Below are 18,142 nucleotides of genomic sequence, written 5' to 3' on the forward strand. Positions count from 1 at the left end.
GGCCCGGAGCCCCCGCGATTCAGCCCGCCGGGGCTTCCCGTTCTTCGCGTTCGTCCCGCTCCGGGCGGGGGAGGGCCCCGGCCGCCCGGCGGTACGCGCTCGGGCTCTCGCCCCGGAGCCGCTTGAACGCCGCGCTGAAGCCGAAGGCGTCCGCGTACCCCACCCGGCGGGCCACGGCCGCCACCGTCAGCTCGGGACGGGTGAGCAGGTCGGCCGCGAGGGTCATGCGCCACTCGGTCAGATACGCCACCGGCGCCTCCCCGACGATCTCCGTGAAGCGCTTCGCCAGCGTCGTCCGCGACACCCCGGCCCGGGTCGCCAGTTCGGCCGTCGTCCACGGGTGGGCCGGGTCCTCGTGCATCGCGCGCAGGGCGGGGCCCGCCACGTCGTCGCCCAGGGCGCGGTACCACTTGGGCGGGTCCGCCTCCGGGCGGTCCAGCCAGTCCCGCAGCGTGCACACCAGCAGCCAGTCCAGCAGCCGGTCGAGCACGATCTGCCGGCCGGGCCGTGCCCCGGCGATCTGGGCCTCCAGGTAGTCGCGCATCGCCGTGCAGTCGTGGTCGTCCGGCACGACGAGTACCGGGGGCAGCACCCGGAGCAGCCGCTGCGGCACCTCCGCCTGGACGTCGTAGGCGGCGGCCAGCAGGACGGTGGGGCCGGTGAGCTCGTCGTCGTCGGCCGGACCCTCGCCCGGTCGGCCGTCACGCCAGCGCACCTCCCGCACCGAGGCCCCCGGCCTCGTCCCCGGTCCCGGTCCCGCCCCCGTCCCCGTGGCCGGTTCGTCGGTGAAGAGGAACGGCGCCGGACCCCGTACGATCGCGGCCTCGCCGAGCCCTACCCGCTGCGGCGCACCGCCGCCCTCCGGGACGATCCACCCGGCTCCCCTCAGCGGCACGCACAGGGTCAGATACGCCCCGTCCGTGAACCGCAGGGACCACGGCGGGTACAGCACCGAACGGCCGAACACCGCGCCCTTGCCCCGTACGCTCCGCAACAGCTCGTCGAACACGTCCATGCACCAACCGTACGCATTTCCGGTCCGGCTCCGGGCGGTCCACCTGTCTGCCGCGGACGGGCGGCCGTGGTTCCGGCCCCGGGGCGGGCGCGCGGGGCCCGGCCCCGAGGCCCCGGTGTCGGTACGGTTCGGGTGTCGGTACGGTTCGGGCGCGCGGAGCCCGGCTCCGAGGTCCCGGCGTCGGTACGGTCCGGGCGCGCGGGGCCCGGCTCCGAGTTCCGGGCGTCGGTACGGTCCGGGCGGGCGGGGCCCGGACCCGAGGCCCCGGCGCCGGTACGGTCCCGGCTCCGGTACGGGTCAGGCCGCGCGGGCCGTGCGCTTCGCGATGCTGTGGGCGATCTTCCCGGCGTCCCGGGCCATTTCGCGGAACATGCCGCTGATCGGGTTGGTGAACCCGGTGAAGTACAGGCCGGGTGCCTGCTTGGGCGTACGGCCGCCGTGCGTCACCGGCCGCCCCCGCGCGTCCAGGACGTCCAGGTGGCCGACCAGGTCCTCCAGGGCCCGCCGGTAGCCGGTCGCCGCGATCACCGCGTCCGGGGTGATCCGGGTGCCGTCGGCCAGTACCACCGTGTCCCCGTCGAAGGATTCCACGGTGGCCACCGGGACCACCCGGCCGCTCTTCACCGCGTCGATCAGCCCCACGTCCTGGACCGGGATCGCCCCTTCCCTGACCCGCGAGTAGAGGCCCGTGTCCGGGCGGGGGAGGCCCTGTTCGGTGAGGTCGGGAACGGCGATCCGGGACAGCAGCCGGCCGGCCCCGTCGACGAGCCGTACGGGCAGCCGGCGCACGAGGATGGCGGTCGCCTGCGCGGGCCAGCCCGCGGTGGACCGGCGCACGATGTGCGGAACCGTGCGGACCGCGATCCGCACCCGGGAGGCGCCGCCCTCCACCAGGTCCACGGCGATCTCCGCCCCGGTGTTGCCGATGCCGACGACCAGGACGTCCTTGTCCGCGTACGGGGCGGGGGCGCGGTACTCCGAGGCGTGCGCCAGTTCCCCGGTGAACGTGTCGAGGCCCGGCCACGCGGGTGTGCGCGGAGTGTGGTTGAAGCCGGTGGCCACCACGACCGCCTGCCCGGTCAGTACCCGGCCGCCGCTGGCGGCGAGCTGCCAGCCGGTGCCGTCGGCGGTCCGGTCGACGCGGGACACCTCGACGCCCGTCACCACCTCCAGCTCGTGGTGATCGGCGTACTTCTCCAGGTAGCGCACGACATCGTCCCGGGACACCCACCGGCCGAACCGGCGCGGCATCGCCAGTCCCGGCAGGGCCGACCAGCGGCGGGTGGTGTGCAGGCGCAGCCGGTCGTAGTGGCGGCGCCAGGACGCGCCGACGCCGTCCGACTTCTCCAGGACCACCGCCCTCAGCCCCCGCGCGTGCAGTTCGGCAGCGACGGCGAGTCCGCCCGGACCGCCGCCGATGACGTAGACGGGTCTGGTGGACGGGCCGGTGAGGGACGCGCGCTCGGACATGCTTGGGAGCGTAATGGCGTGCGGTGTTGATGGGTCGCGGTCAAGGTGGAAATCGATTGCGAATTGATCACGGGTGCGTGTGGGCGTGCTTCCTCGCCCACTCCGGTCGAGCACGCCCCTTGCGTACTCCGGTCGCCATCAGGTGAACTGACGTACCGTCAGATTCGGTTGACCGGGAGGGGCTCTGATGCGGACCATCTGGCTGGGCGGAGCGGAATGGCTCGCCGTCCTCCGTATAGGACTCGGCCTGTGGTGGCTGGAGAGCTGGCGGCACAAGGACAAGAAGGGCTGGTTCGAGCGCGGTACGGGCATCGCCTGGGCGGCCGATGTGGCGGGCAAGCACAGATGGGCGGTGGTGCGCACCGGCTTCGAACGCGTCGTCGCGCCGCGCCCCGAGCTCATGGCCCACCTCGTCGTGTACGCCGAACTCGCCCTGGGCCTCGGCCTGGTCGCCGGATTCCTCACTCCGGTCGCCCTGGTCGCCGGGCTGCTGCTCAACCTGCTCTACCTGGTCCTGATGATCCACGACTGGGCCGAGCAGGGGCAGAACGCGATGATGGCGCTGATCTCCCTCGTCGCCCTGTTCGCCATGTCCTGGCAGACCTGGTCCCTCGACGGAGCGATCGGATTCTTCCTGTGACGGCCGCCCCCCGCTACGACCTGCCGGAGCCCGACGCCTTCACCCGCCCCTACTGGGACGCGGCCGCCGCGGGCCACCTGCTCCTGCGCCGCTGCGCGGCCTGCGGGCGCGCCCACCACTACCCCCGCGAGTTCTGCCCGCACTGCTGGAGCGAGGACGTGACCTGGGAGCGGGCGTCCGGCCTCGCCACGCTCTACACCTGGTCCGTCGTCCACCGCAACGACCTGCCGCCCTTCGGCACCCGCACCCCGTACGCCGCCGCCGTCGTCGACCTGGCCGAGGGGCCCCGGATGATGACGGAGATCGTGGACTGCGCGGAGGCGGACCTGGCCGTCGGGATGGCTCTGCGGGTCACGTTCCGGCAGGAGGAGGGGCGGGAGGCCGTCGCGGTCTTCCGGCCGCAGGGCTGACCGGCCGGCCCGGTCCGGTCCGGTCCGTCCGCCCGTGCGTGAGCGGGCGGCCGGCCCGAACCCACCGGCATGGCGAAAGGCCCGCCATTCCCTGAACAGCCCGCCTTCCCCCTGAACAGCCCGCCTTCCCCCTGAACCGCCCCGCCATCCCCTGAACCGCCCCGCCTTCCCCGAACGGTCCCGCCACCCCTGACCGCCGCGCCGGGGCTCCCGTGTCACAGCCCCGGCGCGCCCCAGACCGGGAACCAGCGGGCGAGGTCCTTCTCGACGCGCAGGTCGTCGCCGAGTGTGGCCCTGACCTGCAACTCCAGCTGGTTGTCACGCTTCTCGGTGCTGCCCGGCACCGGGGCGAACGGGTAGAACGTGCCGCGCTTGTAGAGGTACACCAGCGCCAGCGGGCGCCCCTCCCCGTCCCGGAAGCCGATCAGGGAACAGAGCAGGTGCGGGCCGAAGCCGCCGTCCTGGAGCAGGGTGTTCACCGCGTGGAGGTCGTTGACCAGGCCTGCCGTGTCCTCGGGCGGCCAGCGGGTGAGCAGCCACGTGTAGCCGTACGCGTCACGGCTGAGCTCCACCGGGACGCCGCCCCGGCCCGTGTCCGCGTCCAGCAGTTCCCGTACGTCCTCCTGGACCCGGGCGAAGCCGCCGCCCTCCACCCCCGCGAAGCACACCGACCCCAGGCCCGTCGGTGTGAAGCCCGCGCCGGCCTGGAGGGTGAGCGCGGCCGAGGGGACGGCGAAGAGCTGGTCGAGGTCGGGGCGGACCGGTCTGCTCCGGCCGAGGATCGAGTCGAGCAGGCCCACGGGGCTTCTCCTTCGGGAATCGGGCGGGGCCCTGGGGCGGGTCTCCGGAAGTGGATGTTCCTACGGGCGGGACAGGTCCGCCGAGATGCGGGCCAGCTGGTCGAGGCGCTGTTCGAGGGTGGGGTGCGAGGAGAGCAGCCTGCCCAGGCTCTCCTTGGAGGAGAAGGCCGGGACGAAGTAGAAGGCGTTGTACGGCTCCGCCTTCCGCAGGTCCTCGGTGGGGATGCGGGCCATCTGGCCGCTGACCTTCGTCAGGGCCGAGGCGAGGGCCGAGGGGCGGCCGGTGAGCAGGGCGGCCGTGCGGTCGGCGGACAGCTCGCGGTAGCGGGAGAGCAGCCGGGTCAGCAGGAAGCTGAGCGCGTACACGACGGCACTGATCAGCGGGATCAGCATCACGATGATGCCCGCCGGGTCGTTGCCCCGGCTGCGGGCGAAGCCGCCCCACAGGGCCACCCGGGTGATGACGCCCGCCAGCACTCCGAGGAACGACGCGATCGTCATGACGGCGACATCGCGGTGCGCGACGTGCGACATCTCGTGTGCGAGGACGCCCTCCAGCTCCTCGGGTTCCAGTCTGCGCAGCAGCCCGGTGGTGGCGCAGACGAGGGCGGACCTCTCGCTGCGGCCGGTGGCGAAGGCGTTCGGTACGTCGCTCCGCGCGATCGCCACCCGCGGTTTGGGCATGTCCGCCAGGGCGCAGATCCGGTCGATCGCACCGTGCAGCTCGGGGGCCTGCTCGGGTGTGACCTCGCGGGCCCCCATGCCGTACGCGGCGATGCGGTCGCTGAACCAGAACTGGGCGACGAAGAGGCCGCCCGTGATGATCAGAATGATCGGCCAGGACCCGCGCAGCACCACCAGCAGTACGCCGACGAGAACGACGTACAGCAGACCGATGAAGAACATGGTGCTCACCATGCGGGTGGTCAGACCGCGGTCCGGGGCGTACCGCGAACGGGCTCGTGGCATCGGTGCCTCCCAACAGCTCACCTGTATCCCATAGTGCCCCTTTCTTGTTGAAATCGAATAAATGGGCGCCTTCTCAGGGCCAGAGCAGTTCCCGTACCCACGCTCCGTCCGCCAGGCGGTAGCGGAGCCGGATGTGCCGCCGCCGGGCGTCGCCCTGAAAGAACTCGGCCTCGTGCGGCTCGACCGTGTAGCGCGTCCAGGTCGGCACCTCGGTGTCCGGCTCCGCCCGTGCCCGTTCCCAGGCCGCGTCGGCGGCGCGGGCCAGCTGCTCGCCGGAGCCCAGGACGTCGCTCTGCGACCCGGTCAGGGCCGCGGCCAGTGCCCCGGTGGACCGGGCGTGCAGATCGGCGCTGCTCTCGGCCGGGGTGCGGACGGTGACCGGGCCGCGGACGCGTACCTGCCGCCCCAGGGACGGCCAGTAGAAGCCGAGCGCGGCGTACGGGCGGGCGGCGAGCTGGCGGCCCTTCGCGCTGGTGGCGTGGGTGGCGAAGTGCCAGCCCCGGTCGTCCACGTCGTGCAGCATCAGCGTCCGTACGTCGGGGTGGCCCCCGGTGTCGACGGTGGCCAGTGTCATCGTGTGCGGCTCGGGCTGCCCGGCGGCCACGGCCTCGGCGAACCAGGTGTGGAAGAGGGGTACGGGGGAGTGCGGTGCGGTGGCCGGGTCGAAGCCGGGAAGGTCGGTGTCCCAGACGCGCTGGGCGTGCAGAAGGTCGCGGAAGGCGCGCTGGGTATCGGACGTCGCGTCGTTCATGCGGCCTCATCATTCACGTAGCCCGGTGCGTCATGCCGAGCCGCGCTGGTCGTGGCTGCGCGAGCGGGTCGTCGTGCTCTCTCAGCCGTGCCTTCCCGCCCCTCCTTTCGGTCCCGCCTTCTCGGCCCCGCACTCTCCGTCCCGTCCCCTCAGCCCCGTCCCCTCAGCCCCGCCCCCTCCGTCCCGTCCCCTCCGTCCCGCCCCTCAGCCCCGCCCCAGCACCACCGTCCCCGACGAGCAGAACCATCCGCCCGTCCCCGACGCCACCGCCAGCTCCGGCAGCCGTCCGCCCGCGCGTCTCACCTGGCGCTCGCCCGCCTCGCCGCGCAGTTGCCGTACCGCCTCCACCAGCAGGAACAGCCCGCGCATCCCCGGGTGGCAGGCGGACAGGCCGCCGCCGTCCGTGTTCACCGGCAGCTCGCCCGTCAGGCCCGTCCGGCCCTTCTCCACGAACGCGCCGCCCTCGCCCTTGGCGCAGAACCCCAGGTCCTCCAGCGTCACCAGCGTCATATAGGTGAAGGCGTCGTAGATCTCGGCGAGGTCGATGTCGGCGGGCCGCACCCCGGCCCGTTCGAAGGCCAGCCGGCCCGATACGGCGGCGGGGGAGACGGTGAAGTCCTCCCACTCGGACATGGTGGAGTGCGAGACGTGCTCCCCGGTGCCCAGGACCCACACCGGGGCCTTCGCCGTGTCCGGTACGTACTCCGCCGCCGCCAGCAGCACCGCGCAGCCGCCGTCGCTGCGGACGCAGCAGTGCAGTTTGGTGAACGGGTCCGCGATCATCGGGCCGGACAGCACGTCGTCCACCGTGATGGGGTCCCGGAACATCGCGTCCGGGTTGGCCGCCGCGTTCGCCCGCGCCCGCACCGCCACCTCGGCGAGCTGCTCCAGCGTCGTGCCGTACTCGTGCATGTGGCGGCGGGCGGCCATCGCGTACTTGGCGATCAGCGAGTGCCCGTACGGCACCTCGAACTGGAGCGGGCCGCGGGCCCCGAACGACAGGTTCGACGTGCGGCGGCCCGCCTTGATGTCGGCCCTGGCCGTGGACCCGTAGACCAGGAGTACGGCGTTGGCGCGACCGGCGGCGATGGCGTCCGCCGCGTGCGCCGCCATCACCTCCCAGGTCGCGCCGCCGACCGCCGTGGAGTCCACCCAGGTGGGCTTGAGGCCCAGGTACTCGGCGACCTCGACCGGGGCGAGCGTGCCCAGACCGGCCGAGGCGAAGCCGTCGACGACCGAGCGGTCCAGGCCCGAGTCGGCCAGCGCCCGGCGGGCGGCCTGGGCGTGCAGGGCGTACGGGGTGGGACCGTCGACGCGTCCGCAGTCCGCGAGGGATATGCCGACGACAGCGACCTTGCGCGGGGGGGAGGAGGGTGAGGAAGGCATGAATCTGACGGTACATCAGATACGGTCGGGCGCAGCCTCCGTGGAGGGCGCGTTCTCGCGGCGTGAGTGCGTGGCGTGGTGCGTGAGCATGCGGGAGCGGGAGCGGGAGCGGGGGTGGGGGCGGTTCGGTGGCGGGGGCAGTGCGCGGGCGCGGGGGTGCGTGCACGGGTGCGGGAGCGCGCGTGGTGCGGGAGTCTGGGATTCTCGCCGCTTCCCGCCTAACATGACGGACCGTCAGATCGGGGGCCGCCGGCCCCCGAGGGGAAGGAGCCCGAGATGGACGCCGCCTTCACCGCGGAGCAGCACGAGATCCGCCGCACCCTGCGCGAACTCCTGGTCACCCACTGCGGACCCGGCGAGGTCCGCGCCGCCGCGGACACCGCACCCGGCTACGACGAGGCCCTGTGGCACCGGCTCGCCCGGGAGCTGGGGCTGCCCGGGATCGCGCTGCCCGAGGCGTACGGCGGGGTCGGCTGCGGGACCGCCGAACTGGCCCTCGCCTGCGAGGAGGCGGGCCGCGCCCTGCTGCCCTCCCCCCTGCTGGCCACCTCCGTACTCGCCGCACCCCTGATCGCCCGGCTCGGCACCGAGGCCCAGCGCACCGCCCTGCTGCCCCGCATCGCCGGGGGCACCCTGACCGCCGCCCTCGCGGTACCCGGCGGCTCGCTGGCCACCGCCCTGGGCCTGACCGGCGACAACGCCGGCGGGCAGTGGGCGGGCGGCGGCCGGGCCGGCGGCATCCAGGCCCGGCCGGACGACGGCGGGGGCGACGGGGGCTGGCGGCTGTACGGGGAGGCCGCCCAGGTCCTCGACGGCCACAGCGCCGGGCTGCTGCTGGTCGCCGCCCACGCCGGGGGCTTCCCGCGCAGCCGTACGCTCCTGTTCCTCGTGCCTGCCGCGTCGGCGTCCGGCCTCGTCCGCACCCGGCAGACCTCGATGGACGGCACCAGAGCGCTCGCCCGGGTCGAACTGCGCGACACCTCCGCCGAACTCCTCGGCGCCGACGACACCACGGACGCCGCGGGCGCGCTGGCCGCGACCGGGCGTACGGTCGCCGCCGTACTGGCCGCCGAGGCGGTCGGGGCCGCGGAGAGCGCGCTGGACCGGACCGTCGCGTACGCCGGGGAACGCGAACAGTTCGGCCGGCCCATCGGCTCGTTCCAGGCGGTGAAACACCGGCTGGCCGACCTGTACGTCCAGGTGCAGGCGGCCCGCTCGGCGGCCTACTACGCGGCCTGGGACCCGGCGGCGGGCGGGCTGGCGCTCGCCCAGGCGCTGGAGGCGCTGCGGGTCACCACGTCGGAGGCCATCCAGCTGCACGGCGGCATCGGCTTCACCTGGGAGCACGAGGCGCACCTCTACTTCAAGCGGGCCGCCTCCGACGAACTGCTCTTCGGCCCCGTCCACCGGCTGCGCGACCACGCGGCGCGGCAGGCGGGCCTGTTCGCGCCGGACACCACCGGGCGCGGGGTGGCGGTCTGATGGCCCGCGGCGCCCGGCTGATCCAGAAGGTCTCCTCCACCCGTGCCTTCGCGCGGATCGCCCCGCATGTGGTCCCCGCGATGGACCGTGCCGTGCACCGGCTCACCCGGGGCCGGGTGCTGCTCAGCTCCCGGATGCTGCCGGGGCTGATCCTGACGGTGCCGGGCGCGCGGAGCGGGCGGCCGCGGACCACGCCGCTGGCCTGCATGCCGGAGGGCGGGGCGGACCGCAGCTGGATTCTGGTCGGCAGCAACTTCGGCCGTACGGGGCATCCGGCCTGGACCGCGAATCTGCTGGCCCACCCGGAGGCGGCCGTCGTCAACTGGAAGGGCCGGGACGTTCCGGTGCGCGCCCGGCTGCTCCAGGGCGGGGAGCGGGCCGAGGTGTGGCAGGTGGCGCTGCGGTTCTGGCCGCCCTACGCGGCGTACCAGGCGCGGGTGGAGCGGGAGATCCGGCTCTTCCGGGTGGAGCGGCGGGAGGACACGTGACGGGGCGGACCGCCGGTGGAGTGGCGGTGGAGCGGTGGGAGGGCGACGGGCCCGGTGCGTGACACCGGCCGCCGGCGCCCCGGCGGGAGCATGACGGGCCGGGCGTGACGCGGAGGTTCCTGTCGAGCCGGCGACGGGCCGAGCGGCGCGGAAGTTCTCCGGGACGGGCCGCGCGCGGTTCGGGAACGCCGACGGCGGACCACATGCGTGATCCGCCGTCGGTGAGACAGGACCTGGGGCACCCGGGACTGCCGTGCGTGCCCGGTGCGAGCGAGGGTGTCCGGTGCCGGTGCCTACCTCGTGGGTTTCTTGCCGGTGATGCCCAGATGGACCAACAGGGCCAGGTTGGGCCTCAGTTCGGCCTGCTTCACGCCCCAGGTGGTGAAGCCCTTCTGGTGCGAGGCGACCGAGGCCAGCATCGCCACCAGGGAGCCCGCCATCGCCGCGGCGCTGATGTCCTTGTCGACCTTGCCCTTGGCCTGGAGCTCCTTGACCGAATCGGTGAGGGAGTTGGTGACCGAGTTCAGGATCTTCATGCGGATCTTGTAGAACCGCTTGTCGCCCTCGGCCGCCCCGAGGTCGACCACGCGCAGGATCGCGTCGTGGCGGCGCCAGAAGTCGAGGAATCCTTCGACCAGTTCCTCGGAGGTCTGCCAGCCGGCCTTGCCGACCCAGGAGCGGCCCGCGACCAGTTCGGTCAGTCCGGCGCCCTCCTTGGCCATTTCCTCGGCGATTTCGAGGACGGCGCCCTCGACGTCGGGGAAGTACTGGTAGAAAGTCGCGGGTGAAGTCCCGGCCTTCCGGGCGACGTCGATGACTTTGACGTCCCGGTACGGCGAGGAGCTGAGCATCTCGCTGAGGCAGTCGAGCAGCTTCTGCCGCGTCGCCTGGCCGCGTCGTCCGGCCACGCGGCCGTCGACGGTGCGTACTTGTCCTGTCATGCCGTCAGCTTACCGACGGGTGATCGGAGCGCGATTCGGCCGACTGCAAATGGGGAACGCCGCAGGACCGGAGGGGTGCGCGGAGGCATCCGGAACTTTCCGGAACGGAATCTTCCGCTGTGTACCGCCCGACGGGCATAAGTGTTATCAACAGCCTGTGGACAACTTCGGTGGACAACTTTCGTCCACGAGGGCGCTGGATCTTCACGATTCGGGCGAATGTTCTCTATGGACGGGCCGGATGTTCTCCCTGGCCGGGCCGGGGTCCGTCACGGCGAGGCGGGGGTCCGTCACGGCCGGACAGGGCTCCGTCACTGCCGGGCCGGGACGCGTCAGGAGTGCGCCGGGGCGCGGAGTGCGGGGTGCGACGTTACGTTGAGTGTGACGGGCGTCACCGCGACGGAAGGATCCGGGCTCATGGCCGCATTCGCGCACTCCGCGCCGTGCTGGGTGGATGTGCAGCTCTCCGACCTCGAAGCGGGCAAGCGCTTCTACGGCGGGCTCTTCGGCTGGACCTTCCGGGCGGGCGATGGCATGCCCTTCGCCGATGCCTACAGCGACGGCCGTCTCGTGGCCGCCCTCGCCGCGAAGAGCGACGGCCGGATGCCCACCGCCTGGGGTGTGTACTTCTCCACCGAGGACATCCGGGCGACCGTCGCCGCGATCCGGGCGGAGGGCGGCCAGGTGATCACCGAGCCGGTGCACGCGGGGCGCGCCGGGATCGTGGCGCAGGCCGCCGACCCCGGCGGTGCGGTCTTCGGTCTGTGGCAGGCGGGTGACCGCGACGGCTTCGAGAAGCAGAACGAGCCGGGCAGCTTCTGCTGGACCGAGGTCTACACACGGCAGCCGGAACGTGTCGACCCCTTCTACGAGAAGGTCTTCGGCTTCCGCGGCACCGACCTGGACGAGGCGGGCGCCGACGCCCCCGGCACCGCCGAATCACTCGTCGACTTCCGGCTGTGGTCCCCGGCGGGCACCGAACCCGGCCCCGACAGCGCGGTCGGGGGGCGCAGCGTCATCACGGACGCCTTCCCCGCCGAGATGCCCAGCCACTTCCTCATCCATTTCGCCGTCGCCGACTGCGACCGGACCGCCGAGACCGCCGTCCACCTCGGCGGCCGGGTCACCGCCCCGCCGTTCGACATCCCGCACGGGCGGATGGCCGTCCTCCACGACGACCAGGGCGCCGCCTTCGCCGTACTCCAGCCGTCCGGGCTGCTTCCGTGACCCCCGGCGGCTTCCCCGCCCCGCGAACGGCCGCCGGAAGCGATCCCGCACGGCTTCCGTGATCCGGACGGCTCCCGAATTCACTTCCGGCGGCCGTTGTGTGCGGATAGCGGGCGAAGTGACATGAGACACCCTGATCCGCCCCCGGGTTCGCAACCGGCGCCCGAGCCAGGAAGAATCGGGGTGCGCACCGCCAGGTGGTGCCCAGTGGTGAGACGCTGCACAGGGCGGGAATACGCGGGCTTCTGTTCCTGAGGTCCGTACGGGGAGGTGGCAGGCAAGTGGTGGAGCAGCTGACGCAGCACGACCCGAGGCGGATCGGCCCGTTCGAGGTGCTGGGACGGCTCGGCGCCGGCGGCATGGGGCTGGTCTATCTCGCGCGCTCGGCGTCCGGCCGTCGGGTGGCGATCAAGACGGTCCGTACGGAGCTCGCCGAGGACCAGCTGTTCCGGGTCCGTTTCACGCGTGAGGTGGAGGCCGCCCGCGCCGTCAGCGGCTTCTACACGGCCGCCGTGGTCGACGCCGACCCCCGTGCCGCCGTGCCGTGGCTGGCCACCGCCTATGTGCCCGCGCCCTCCCTCGAAGAGATAGTGAACGAGTGCGGGCCCATGCCGACCCAGGCCGTGCACTGGCTGGCCGCCGGGATCGCCGAGGCCCTCCAGTCCATCCACGGGGCGGGCCTCGTCCACCGCGACCTGAAGCCGTCCAACGTCCTGGTCGTCGAGGACGGCCCCCGGGTGATCGACTTCGGTATCGCGTCCGGCGTCTCCAACACCCGGCTGACCATGACGAACGTCGCCGTGGGCACCCCCGCCTACATGTCTCCCGAGCAGGCGCGCGACTCGCGCAGCGTGACCGGTGCCAGCGATATCTTCTCGCTCGGCTCGACGCTCGTCTTCGCCGCCACCGGCCACGCCCCGTTCCACGGGGCGAACCCGGTCGAGACGGTGTTCATGCTGCTCCGGGAGGGCCCGGACACCGAGGGGCTGCCGGACGACCTGCGGCCGCTGATCGAGTCCTGCATGCAGATGGACGCCTCGCTGCGGCCCAGCCCCGCCGACCTCCAGGCCAGGCTCGCCCCGCACCTGTTCGCCTCCGGGAGCGACGACAGCGGTACGGCGTCGGCCTGGCTGCCCGCGCGGGCCACCGCGATGATCGAGCAGCGCCGGGGCGGCGGCCGTACCGCCGCGCCGGCCGCCCCCGCCCCGGTGGCCGTACCGCCGCCGCCCCCGAGGCCGCCGCGCGCCCCGGACACCGGCTGGCGCAGCGGCGCCGATCTGCGCTCCCCGTCCCCGCTCTCCTCGCCCGCCCCCATGTCGTCCCCGGCACCCGACGGCGGCCCGGTGCGGCTGGCCGGGGCGCAGGTGCCGATCGGCCCCGGTCCGCGTGCCGGGGAGGGGCGCGGTGCCGCCGCCGCGCATCCGGCGGCTGCCACCGGCTGGGTCCGGGCGCCCGCCGGGCTGACCGGCGCGACCGCCGCGCAGACGGCCCCGGCCGCCCCGGTGCCGCCCCCGGCCGTCGCCCCGGACGCGGCGCCGGACCGCTGGCGGCCCTGGCGTTTTCGCATGTCGAACGATGTGTGGGGGACGCCCATCGTCTCCGGCGACCTGCTGTACGTGACGTCCTTCGAGGTGCACGCGCTGGACGTGGGCAATGGCCGGCGCCAGTTCAAGACCCGGGACGTGGCCTGGGCGATGGCCGTCGACGGGGGCAGGATCCATGCCTCGGACGGCCCGTCGCTGTACGCGCTGGACGCGGCGAGCGGTGCCGAACAGTGGCGGCTGCGGACCGACGCCTGGGTGTACTGCCTGAAGGCCGACCGGGGCACCGTCCTGACGGCCACCCGGGGCGGCGGCGTCCAGGCGTGGGAGGCGTCCAACGGCGAGAAGCTGTGGGAGGTCACGGGCGTCCAGTCGGACTTCGAGACGCCGGAGGCCGGGCCGGTGATACACGACGGCACGGTGTACCTGTGGCAGGACGCCCGGCTGCGGGCCGTGGACGCCCGCAGCGGCCTGGAGCGCTGGTCGTACCCCATCGGTGACGCGGCCTCCTGCGGCGGTGTCCCGGTCCGGGTGACCCCGGCCCCCGACGGTTACGTCTACATCGCGGCGGGGACACGGGTGCTGGCCGTCGACACGGACTCGGGCCGGGTGAGCTGGCACTTCGAGTCGCCCGCGGTCTTCCTGTCGCCGCCCGCGTTCGCCCCCGGTCCCGCGGTCACCGGAGGCGGGGTGTACCTCGCCGACTACCTCGGCACGGTGTACGCGCTCGACGCGTCGACCGGCAAGGACCGCTGGCGGATCGCCACGGAGGCCCGGCAGTCCATCGAACCCGTGCTGGTCGCGGCGGGGAACGTGCATGTGGGCAGCGGCAGCGCGCTGTACACCCTGGACGCGGTGACCGGCACCCCGAAGTGGCGGTTCGCCGCGGGCGGCGATGTCGTGGGCGCCCCGGTCGTCGCCGACGGCCGGGTGCACTTCGGCTCCGCCGACCATGTGCTGTACACCCTGGACGCGGCGGGCGGCCAGCTCCGCTGGAAGCTCGCCACGGGCGGCGAGATCACGGGCTCACCGGTCGCGCGGGCGGGTGTCGTGTACGCCTGCAGCAAGGACCGGTGCGTGTACGCGCTGGACGCGCTGAAGGGCACGGGCACGGGGAACAAGGCCCGCGCGTAGTCAGCCCTGCGGCGGCTGCGGAGGCTGTGGCGGTTGCTGCGGCGGCTGCGGCGGCCGGTTCGTGTCCCCGGGGTCCGGGGAGTGGCTGGGGTCCCTGGGGTCCGGCCCGGTGTACGGCTCCGGTTCCGGTTCCGGCCAGGGCGACGTCTGCGCGGACATCCCCGGCTCCTGCGTGGGCGGCCAGGTGTCCGGGTGCTCCCGGCCGGGCGCGGGATAGGGCTCCGTACGCCGCTCCACCCGCTTCGGCCGCCCCGACATCAGCAGCGCCCCCAGCAGGATCAGCACCCCGCCGGCCAGCGCGCCCGCCACCCCCCACCGGAGCCCGGACCCGTCCGAGGCCACCGCCAGGCTGCCCGCCACCTGCCCCTGGCGGACCATCCACAGCACGGTGAAGCCGAGCACCACCACGCCCGCGAACGCCACCAGCAGCCGCGACCGGAGGATCACGCCGACCACCACCACCAGTGCGGCGAACAGGAACGGCAGCAGGATCGAGGACATGACCGCGGACGAGGTGGCGGTGATCCCGCCGAAGAGGTCCTGGACGCGGTAGTCGTGGCCGAACCGGCCGTCGTACCAGCGCAGGAAGGGGCTCTGGACCGCGCCGGCCGCTCCGATGAGGGCGACGACGGAGCCGAGGACGTTGCGGATCATCATCAGCCTCCAGCGGCGCTCGCCGTGTGTGCCATGCGGCGCGCGGCGCCTGTCGGCGTCCACGCCCGGCCCCCGGCCGACGCTACGCCCGGCCGGGCACCCCCGCCACACGGACCATGACGTGACCGTGACAGGGTCATGACCTGGTCATGGGTCTTCGGCCGCCATGCTGTGGGCGGGAGAAGGCGGCGGGAAAGCGGAAGACGACAACACAAGGGGGGCTGCATCGATGATGCGGCGGCGTATGAGGTTCGCGGCGGTCCTGGTCGTGGTGGTGCTGGCACTCACCGGATTCTCGACCTCCAGCAGCGGCAAGAGCCGCAGCGGGAAGAGCAGCAGCGGGAAGAGCAGCGGATCGGGCGGCGGCTGTTCCAACTCCAAGAAGAGCAACGGCGGATACCACGACTACGACAACGACGACTACGACAGCTCGTCGAGCGGTTCCTCCGGCGGCACCGACTACGGGACGCCGACACCCACCGCCACGACCTCCGACGTCCCCGAGGTCCGGGTCGTCCGCTGCGCCCAGCCCCGCAAGGGCAAGCGCAAGGCCGTCACCTCCTCCCTCGTGGAGCTGAAGTCCATGGCCCTCGGCTCGCAGACGTACGAGGTCGAGGTGACGTTCCTCGACGCCCTCGGCAACACCGTCGACTCCGCCGAGACCACCGCGACGCTCGACCACGGCTTCGTCAAGGACCTCGTGGTGCGCATGGACAACCCCCGCAAGGTGTCCAAGGTGAAGCGCTGCCGGGTCACGGCGGAGCTGCGCCCCTGACGGCGGGGCGCCCCCGAACGACGGGGCGGGGAGCGGGCGCGCTCACCGCAGCCGGGGAGCCCCGCCCCCGCCCCGTCCTCCGAACAGCTCCGCCTGCCGCTCCGGCGCCAGACTGCCGAGCGCGATGAGGTGCGGAGCCTGTGCCATGGCCTGGGTGCGGGCCGCCTCCTTCGCGGACCACACCGCCCGTACGGTGCCCTGGACCGCGTCCGTCGGGTACGAGGCGATCGTGGCCGCCGCCCGGACCGCCGCCGCCACCGCGCCACCGGCCGGGGTGATCTCGCTGACCAGCCCGGTCTCGTACGCGCGGCGGGCCGTCACCCGTTCGGCCGTGCCCATCAGGGACATCCGGGCCACCTCCCCGAACGGCATCCGCTGGGCCATGGCGATCGCCTCGTAGGCGCTGACCATTCCGTACGTCGTGTGCGGGTCGAAGAAGGTCGCCTCCTCGGACGCCACGACGAACTCGGCCTCGCCCAGCAGATAGAACGCCCCGCCGCAGGCCATCCCCTCCACGGCCGCGATCACCGGCTTCCACAGGTCGTTCGCCTTCGGCCCGATCCTCAGCAGCGGATCGTCGATGGAGTAGGGGGACGGCGGCTGCGGCACCTCGGCGCCCCGGTCGATCCCGGTGCAGAAGGCCCGGCCGCCCGCCCCGGTGAGGACGACGGCCCGCACGTCCTCGTCGAAGCGGAAGTCCCGCCAGCGGGCGGCCAGTTCACCCGCCATGGCGAGATCGACGGCGTTCAGCTTCTCGGGCCGGTCCAGGGTGACCACGGCGACCCCGCTCTCCCGGTCCCGCTCCGTTCGCAGCGTCATCGCTCAGCGCTCCAGCAGCCAGCGGACCACGGTCATCTCCGGCGTGAGGGGGCAGAAGACGGCCCGTACCGCCGCGCCGATCCGCAGCCGCCCCGGATCCACGGAGTTCAGCGGTGCCGCCGGCCCGGACACGACGTTGCCGGCCAGCCGGATGTGCGGGGCGTCGGCCAGCTCCACCACGACCGCGTTGTACGGGGCCTGTTCGGCGTACGCCGGAAGCAGCGGCGGGTGCGGCAGCACGTACGACCAGATGCGGCCGCGTCCGCTCATCGCCCGCCACTCGCTGTCGAAGGACTGGCAGTGCGGGCAGCAGGGCCGGGGCGGGAAGCGCAGTTCGCCGCAGGCGGGGGAGGCGCAGGCCTGGACGCGGAGCTCACCGGCGGCGGCGTACTCCCAGAAGGGCGCCCCGTCCTCGTCGACGACGGGCAGCAGCAGGGAATCGGGGGTCGGCATCTCGCTCCTCAGCTCCTCAGCAGTACGGCGGAGGTGGGTACGCCCTCACCGGCGGTGACCAGGCAGGTGGCGGCGCCGGGCACCTGGGCGGTGGAGGTCCCGCGCAGCTGCTTGACCCCCTCGGTGATCAGGTTGAAGCCGTGCACATACGCCTCGCTGAGGCCGCCGCCCCCGGTGTTGATGGGCAGCCGGCCGCCGCTCTCCAGTGCCCCGCCCTCGGTGAACGCGGCGCCCTCGCCGCGCCCGCAGAAGCCGTAGCCCTCCAGGGAGAGCGGGATCAGCGGGGTGAACGCGTCGTAGATCTGCGCGACATCGACGTCGTCCGGCCCGAAGTCGGCCTGCTTCCACAGCTGTCGGGCCGCCGTCCAGGCGGGGCCGGTGAGCGGGTCGTCGTTCCAGTAGTTGACCATGCCGTGGTGCTGGGCGGGCAGTCCCTGGGCGACGGAGTGGATGAACACGGGCCTCTGCCGGCAGTCGATGGCGCGTTCGGCGGAGACGATGACGCAGGCCAGCGCCCCGTCGGTCTCCAGGCAGTTGTCGAAGAGGCAGAGCGGATCGCTGATCCAGCGGGAGGTCATGTACATCTCCCGGGTCAGCGGCCGTTCGTACATCATCGCGGCGGGGTTCTGGTTGGCCCGGTTGCGGCAGGCGAGCGCGACGTTGAAGAGATGGTCGCGGGTGGCCCCGTACTCGTGCATGTACCGCCGGGCCAGCATGCCGATCTCGTCGGCCGGCCGCAGCAGCCCGTAGGGGCGGGTCCACTGGGCGGGGGTGGGCAGCTGTACGGCGGTGTTCTTCCAGGGCCTCGGCCCCGAGCCCCGCTTCCGGGACCGCCAGGCCACTCCGACGCTCGCCTGTCCGGTGGCGACGGCGGCGGCCAGATGCGCCACGGTCGCGCAGGAGCCCCCGCCCCCGTAACCGGCCTTGGAGAAGAAGGTGACATCCCCGGCCCCGATGGCCTTGGCGACCTCGACCTCGTCGGTCTCCTCCATCGTGTACGAGGCGAAGGCGTCGACCTCCGAGGCGGCGATCCCCGCATCGTCGAGAGCCGCCACGATGGCGCGGCAGGCGAGGGTCTTCTCGGACTCGGGGAGCCGTTTCGCGAAGGCCGTCTGTCCGATTCCGGCTATCGCTGTCATGTCCTTGAGCGTCGCCATCCGTACACCTCCCGGAACGTCCTGACTGCT

18 protein-coding genes are annotated in these 18,142 nt (G+C 73.3%); 7 read left to right on the forward strand and 11 right to left on the reverse strand.

The features are described from left to right. Positions 1-19 precede the first annotated feature (19 nt). Positions 20-1,015 (reverse strand): AraC family transcriptional regulator, encoded by a 996-nt coding sequence (locus ACIGJO_RS34845; protein WP_399965271.1) that lies wholly within the window; start codon positions 1,013-1,015, stop codon positions 20-22. A gap of 297 nt (positions 1,016-1,312) precedes the next feature. Then, a complete protein-coding gene (locus ACIGJO_RS34850) occupies positions 1,313-2,485 on the reverse strand; it encodes a flavin-containing monooxygenase (protein ID WP_399965273.1) in 1,173 nt (390 codons plus the stop codon). A gap of 187 nt (positions 2,486-2,672) precedes the next feature. Here ACIGJO_RS34850 and ACIGJO_RS34855 point away from each other — a divergent pair, with 187 nt between their 5' ends. Both ACIGJO_RS34855 and ACIGJO_RS34860 read left to right on the forward strand, forming a co-directional pair. After that, on the forward strand, positions 2,673-3,125 hold the full coding sequence (locus tag ACIGJO_RS34855) for a DoxX family protein (RefSeq protein ID WP_399965275.1): 453 nt from the start codon (positions 2,673-2,675) through the stop codon (positions 3,123-3,125). Then, positions 3,122-3,535 carry a Zn-ribbon domain-containing OB-fold protein gene (locus tag ACIGJO_RS34860; protein WP_399965277.1) on the forward strand — a complete coding sequence of 138 codons (414 nt, stop codon included), beginning with the start codon at positions 3,122-3,124 and terminating at the stop codon, positions 3,533-3,535. Before ACIGJO_RS34855 ends, ACIGJO_RS34860 begins: the two co-directional genes overlap by 4 nt. Before the next feature lie 215 nt (positions 3,536-3,750). Here the strand turns inward: ACIGJO_RS34860 and ACIGJO_RS34865 are convergent, their stop codons facing one another. The 4 genes from ACIGJO_RS34865 to ACIGJO_RS34880 form a co-directional block, all read right to left on the reverse strand. Then, the gene (locus tag ACIGJO_RS34865; RefSeq protein WP_399965279.1) at positions 3,751-4,335 is read right to left on the reverse strand and encodes a hypothetical protein; all 585 of its coding nucleotides are present in this window, start codon (positions 4,333-4,335) and stop codon (positions 3,751-3,753) included. 60 nt (positions 4,336-4,395) lie between these two features. Then, entirely contained in the window at positions 4,396-5,304 is a 909-nt protein-coding gene (gene htpX / locus ACIGJO_RS34870) for a zinc metalloprotease HtpX (RefSeq protein WP_399965281.1), read from the reverse strand. A gap of 73 nt (positions 5,305-5,377) precedes the next feature. Continuing rightward, positions 5,378-6,055, reverse strand: a complete 678-nt coding sequence (locus ACIGJO_RS34875) for a pyridoxal 5'-phosphate synthase (RefSeq protein WP_399965283.1) — start codon at positions 6,053-6,055, stop codon at positions 5,378-5,380. Between the two features lie 204 nt (positions 6,056-6,259). Then, complete coding sequence (locus tag ACIGJO_RS34880) at positions 6,260-7,441, reverse strand: thiolase C-terminal domain-containing protein (protein WP_266931900.1); 1,182 nt, start codon at positions 7,439-7,441, stop codon at positions 6,260-6,262. Positions 7,442-7,717: 276 nt separating this feature from the next. On the opposite strand from ACIGJO_RS34880, the gene ACIGJO_RS34885 reads away from it, so the two are divergent. Both ACIGJO_RS34885 and ACIGJO_RS34890 read left to right on the forward strand, forming a co-directional pair. Next, entirely contained in the window at positions 7,718-8,923 is a 1,206-nt protein-coding gene (locus tag ACIGJO_RS34885) for an acyl-CoA dehydrogenase family protein (RefSeq protein WP_399965286.1), read from the forward strand. Continuing rightward, positions 8,923-9,411 carry a nitroreductase family deazaflavin-dependent oxidoreductase gene (locus ACIGJO_RS34890; RefSeq protein WP_399965288.1) on the forward strand — a complete coding sequence of 163 codons (489 nt, stop codon included), beginning with the start codon at positions 8,923-8,925 and terminating at the stop codon, positions 9,409-9,411. Before ACIGJO_RS34885 ends, ACIGJO_RS34890 begins: the two co-directional genes overlap by 1 nt. Positions 9,412-9,704: 293 nt before the next feature. On the opposite strand, the gene ACIGJO_RS34895 is transcribed toward ACIGJO_RS34890, so the two are convergent. Then, positions 9,705-10,352 carry a TetR family transcriptional regulator gene (locus tag ACIGJO_RS34895; RefSeq protein WP_399965290.1) on the reverse strand — a complete coding sequence of 216 codons (648 nt, stop codon included), beginning with the start codon at positions 10,350-10,352 and terminating at the stop codon, positions 9,705-9,707. A 417-nt stretch (positions 10,353-10,769) separates the two neighbouring features. On the opposite strand from ACIGJO_RS34895, the gene ACIGJO_RS34900 reads away from it, so the two are divergent. Together ACIGJO_RS34900 and ACIGJO_RS34905 are read left to right on the forward strand one after the other, a co-directional pair. Then, positions 10,770-11,579 (forward strand): VOC family protein, encoded by an 810-nt coding sequence (locus tag ACIGJO_RS34900; RefSeq protein ID WP_399965292.1) that lies wholly within the window; start codon positions 10,770-10,772, stop codon positions 11,577-11,579. 281 nt (positions 11,580-11,860) lie between these two features. After that, complete coding sequence (locus ACIGJO_RS34905) at positions 11,861-14,254, forward strand: serine/threonine-protein kinase (protein WP_399965294.1); 2,394 nt, start codon at positions 11,861-11,863, stop codon at positions 14,252-14,254. Here ACIGJO_RS34905 and ACIGJO_RS34910 read toward each other — a convergent pair whose 3' ends face one another. Beyond that, complete coding sequence (locus tag ACIGJO_RS34910; RefSeq protein ID WP_399965296.1) at positions 14,255-14,908, reverse strand: hypothetical protein; 654 nt, start codon at positions 14,906-14,908, stop codon at positions 14,255-14,257. Between the two features lie 229 nt (positions 14,909-15,137). Here ACIGJO_RS34910 and ACIGJO_RS34915 point away from each other — a divergent pair, with 229 nt between their 5' ends. Continuing rightward, a complete protein-coding gene (locus ACIGJO_RS34915; protein ID WP_399965298.1) occupies positions 15,138-15,683 on the forward strand; it encodes a hypothetical protein in 546 nt (181 codons plus the stop codon). Between the two features lie 42 nt (positions 15,684-15,725). Here ACIGJO_RS34915 and ACIGJO_RS34920 read toward each other — a convergent pair whose 3' ends face one another. From ACIGJO_RS34920 to ACIGJO_RS34930, 3 genes are read right to left on the reverse strand one after another with little or no spacing between them, the layout of a single operon-like run. After that, positions 15,726-16,502 carry an enoyl-CoA hydratase/isomerase family protein gene (locus ACIGJO_RS34920; protein ID WP_399965300.1) on the reverse strand — a complete coding sequence of 259 codons (777 nt, stop codon included), beginning with the start codon at positions 16,500-16,502 and terminating at the stop codon, positions 15,726-15,728. 3 nt (positions 16,503-16,505) lie between these two features. Beyond that, positions 16,506-16,955 (reverse strand): Zn-ribbon domain-containing OB-fold protein, encoded by a 450-nt coding sequence (locus ACIGJO_RS34925; RefSeq protein WP_399965302.1) that lies wholly within the window; start codon positions 16,953-16,955, stop codon positions 16,506-16,508. Positions 16,956-16,963: 8 nt separating this feature from the next. After that, positions 16,964-18,112 carry a lipid-transfer protein gene (locus ACIGJO_RS34930; protein WP_399965304.1) on the reverse strand — a complete coding sequence of 383 codons (1,149 nt, stop codon included), beginning with the start codon at positions 18,110-18,112 and terminating at the stop codon, positions 16,964-16,966. Positions 18,113-18,142: the final 30 nt, after the last annotated feature.

The organism is Streptomyces sp. NPDC079020 (genome assembly GCF_044542225.1).
GTDB lineage: Bacteria > Actinomycetota > Actinomycetes > Streptomycetales > Streptomycetaceae > Streptomyces.